Source organism: Mesorhizobium caraganae (assembly GCF_016836705.1).
GTDB classification, from domain to species: Bacteria; Pseudomonadota; Alphaproteobacteria; order Rhizobiales; family Rhizobiaceae; genus Mesorhizobium; species Mesorhizobium caraganae.
Map to the genome: position 1 here is coordinate 1 of NZ_JAFCGY010000073.1, position 4,158 is coordinate 4,158.

The 4,158-nt window shown below is 58.2% G+C and carries 1 protein-coding gene and 1 pseudogene; both read right to left on the reverse strand.

Annotated features, from left to right (window positions below):
* Positions 1 to 396: 396 nt before the first annotated feature.
* A pseudogene (locus tag JQK88_RS36840) lies at positions 397 to 987 on the reverse strand (class I SAM-dependent methyltransferase); the annotation flags it as partial.
* Between the two features lie 682 nt (positions 988 to 1,669).
* The gene (gene gmd, locus JQK88_RS35200; RefSeq protein WP_203281164.1) at positions 1,670 to 2,731 is read right to left on the reverse strand and encodes a GDP-mannose 4,6-dehydratase; all 1,062 of its coding nucleotides are present in this window, start codon (positions 2,729 to 2,731) and stop codon (positions 1,670 to 1,672) included.
* Between the last annotated feature and the right edge of the window lie 1,427 nt (positions 2,732 to 4,158).

Below are 4,158 nucleotides of genomic sequence, written 5' to 3' on the forward strand. Positions count from 1 at the left end.
AACCGGCTCCGACGCTGCGCTCATTGCAGGCTTCGCGTCTGCGCCGGTTGCTCAACCCGCGCCATACGGCGTAACAGAAACGGCCGAGGCTCTAATCGCCACTGGATGAAACTTCAGTGGCAGGTCACAGCTTATGGCCGCGCTCTTGGACGGTCGGAACTGAGCGCCCACAGGCTTTCGGCCCCAAGCCTGGAAGATGCGCGGGCAAGACATTGTGGTATCTGGCCGCGCTGCAAAGGCGTCGAGCTCGGCTGTGACACGACCGACCTCGTCGCTGGTGGCAATACCCGATGACGTCAGTGCGTTAGCAATAGCCGAGAAAGTAAGCATCGGAACCTGCTTGACGTCCCCTTGTCGGCCGTATGGCTGCGCCAGTGCTGAGTCGACATCCGCGAACCCGACGCCTTCAAGGAGGCGGACAAGCCTGCGCCCGATGAAAGGATCGGCGCCGCGCCGACGGGCCGCTTCGACATAGAGCTCGGCGTAGCGGTCGAAAGCCGGGCAGGGTGGATCGCAGAACTGACTGCCGTGGTCGATATCCTCAGTAACGATCGCGCCGCCTGGCAGGAGCGCCTCCCATGCCCGTTCGAGGAGTCGTTCAGGATCGGCGAGATGCGTGAGCACGAAGCGGACATGAACCAGCGCGGCTCCGTCCGCCGGCCAGGGGTCGAGTATGTTCGCGTTGTGAAATTCTATATTGCCGATGCCGCGCGCGGCGGCTTCTTGGCGCGCAAGCACAAGCTTGCTTTCGTCGAAGTCAATGCCGACGACGCGGCCATTAGCCCCGACCCGCTGCGCCAACTCGAAGCTCACATCTCCGCCCGCGCAGCCGGCGTCGATCACAGTGGAATCCGAAAGCGGCTCGAAGCGATCAAGCACCGATTGCGTTGAAGGCGCCAGCACGCGCGAAATGACGGCAAGGCGCGCCCGGCCCTCTTTACCCCCTTTGATGATGTAGGAGTCGGAGTTCCTTACTGCCATCGCCATAGCGGCCTTCCTTGATCATGGGTTGACGGTGCCTGTCGGGCACCCAAGGATATTAATAGAAGCTTTTGCGGAGTATCCGAAACCGAGGGATCAAAGCCCGCGGCGATTGGTCCGGTACGGGGCGACTCGCCTTCACCGACCGAAAGTACCATCTGGATCGTGGCGAGCAAGCTTTCTAAGAAGGGGCAAAGCCGCGCACCTTCGTCGATGGACAGTTGCCCAGTTCGGGTGGGTTTCCGTGTGCAGTGGACCGTCGATTCGGGAAACCGCTTGCTGGCAGGTCAGGCAACGTCCCTTTTAGAGCGCTTTCCTTGATCGGCTATGCCGCAAATTTGGGTAAATGCAGGACGAGCCGAGCAGCATAAAATTTCTCGCTGCCCGAATGCGGCCGCGATCGTAGAGAGCTCGATCGTGAGATTGTCCTGGAGGAAGCTGACCGGACGTTCGTTTTTTGGCCAGGACTCGACCTTGGCGGCAGTCATGAAACCCATGTCGGGACGTTGTGCCCCGGCCTAGGCGGTCGTCGCTGCGCGATCGGTCAGGTCGAGATCACGACTGTCGACCGTGAGGATCTTTACCTCGGGCAAGCCAGACAGCCGGCGCACCAGTGCGGACCCACCCATGCCGCGGTGACCGGCGACCCAAATGTGTTTGCCCTCGGCGAAATCATTATCTTTTCACGTCACGCGAGCGTGATCCCGTAGGCGCGGCAGTCGGCCTCGACCATTTCCGAGACGAGCTCATCGAACGAGGTCTTGGGCTTCCAACCGAGCTTGGTGGCCGCCTTGGAGGCATCACCGATCAGCAAGTCAACCTCGGTCGGACGGAAATAACGCTTGTCTATGCGGATCAGTGCCTGGTTACTCCTGCGTTCGCGGCCCACCTCGTCAACGCCTTCGCCTTCCCAGACGATCTCCTTCCCGACCCGCCTGAAGGCAGCCTCGACAAAGCTGCGGACCGAATGCGTCTCGCCGGTCGCGAGCACAAAATCGTCAGGCTCGTGGTGCTGCAGGATGCGCCACATGCCCTCGACATAGTCGCGCGCCGAGCCCCAGTCGCGCTTTGCCTCGAGGTTGCCGAGATAGAGGCAGTCCTGCTTGCCGGCCATAATCGCAGCTACTGCACGGGTCACCTTGCGCGTGATGAAAGTTTCGCCGCGCGTCGGCCCTTCGTGATTGAACAGTATCCCGTTACTTGCATAGAGCCCGTATGCCTCACGGTAGTTCACCGTGATCCAGTAGGCGTATAGCTTCGCTACCGCATACGGCGAGCGTGGATAAAACGGGGTAGTCTCCCCCTGCGGGACACCCTGGACCAAACCGTAGAGTTCGGATGTGGAGGCCTGGTAAATCCGCGTTTTTTCCTCGAGGCGAAGAATGCGGATCGCTTCCAGCAGCCGCAGTGTGCCGAGAGCGTCGGCATTGGCCGTATATTCGGGGGTCTCGAATGAGACTTGCACATGGCTTTGCGCAGCCAGATTGTAGATTTCGTCGGGCTGCGTTTCCTGCAGGAGACGGATCAGGTTTGTCGCATCCGTCATGTCCCCGTAATGTAGGACCATGTCGGGATGATCCTCATGAGGATCTTGATAGAGGTGGTCGATGCGCTGGGTATTCCCGATCAGCGAGGCTCGCCGCTTCAGGCCATGCACCATGTAGCCCTTCGATAGGAGCAGTTCGGCAAGCAGCGCGCCGTCCTGGCCGGTGATACCTGTAATGAATGCTGTACGCCGAGGTGAACTCATTTCTGATATTTTCCGTGAATGAAGCGTGTGGGCAGGAATCGTCAACGGCGCGTAGGAAGACTAACTGCGCGCTACAATTCGCGGTGCAATCAACGCTGTATGACCGTCTTAGCTAGGGTCTGAGGCCTGGGTGATGTTAAGAGCGTGCGGATTACATCGAGTGTGCTGTGCCTTAGGCATCAGACCCAGAAGGACTTCGCTCCATCTTCCGCACGACGGGAGAAACCTCCTTGTAGGCGTCGCCTTTCGAAGCGGCGTCTTTTCATGTCCGTTACTCGTCGTAAAATCGATTGTTTCGATGCAATGCATCCACAGGACGGATGAACTCTTATCGATTAGATGGAAAGTTCAGAGCCTTTGAACGCGGATCAGCGCAGCGAGATCCGCGCCGCGAGGGTTTTCCGCGCCACAGTCCGTAAATACTGGGTGCTAGCCTCCCTGTTCCGGTGCGGAGCTGGCCTATTAGGCTACCGGCAAAAGGACAACGACGTGTCAATGTCGGATACCCGACAGGAACATGAATCTGCTAACCCGTTGCTTTAATGATAATTTCCTTTCTGGCGCGTTCCATGCTGGAGACCTTCCGAACGCATCAGCGGAGGTCGCCCTATGATCAGGCTCACCGAAAATGCTGTCGCCGCATTTAAGGCCGTGCTCTCGCGGCCGCCAAGCCGGCCGAAGGTCGGCGCATCATGGTCGAGGCGGGCGGGTGCGCCGGATTAAAATCCGCAATAGGCTTGGAACGCATCTCGCTGACGGTGACGCGGTCATCGAGGCGGTCGGAACTAGGACATACGTCGATCCCGCCAACGAACCACATGTCGCCGGCATGACTGTCGCTCTCGTCAGTGGGCTAGGATCCTCTGGCTTAAATCACCGTCTAACCCCGCTGGCACGACTTGGACATGGAATATTGCATAATTTTCTTAAACAACTCCACTTATGGATAAATGAGGCTGTCAAGGATTTTTCCAGCGAGCATTCGAGCGCGCATGTGTCAGCGTGCGGCGTCGTCTTTTTTGATGACGATAATTGTAGCTATTCGATCCCTCCGTCTGCTGTTTCGTCCCTCGATGCGGGGTAAAGCGGGCATGCAGTCTCGCCACATATCAGCGCACGCAAAGCAGGACCACTCCCTGCGCAAAATGGCGACGTCACAGCCACCGAATTTCGCTGAGACGCTCCATGCCACGCCGCCGGCAATCAAACGGTGCAACAGATTCTACAAGTCATTTCACAGAACCTTTGCGACCTAAAATCCCTAACAAATGCTACGTTCACCTCAAGTCTGAATCAGAGACCTAGTCACCTGGAACCAAAGTAAGGTTCATTTTGTTCCGCTTCTGTCACAAGAGCAGGAGTTTGATCGATGGTTGGCAGGCAGGCGGACGTCGTCGTTCTGAGCGACGCGGATAGAAGTTTTCTGG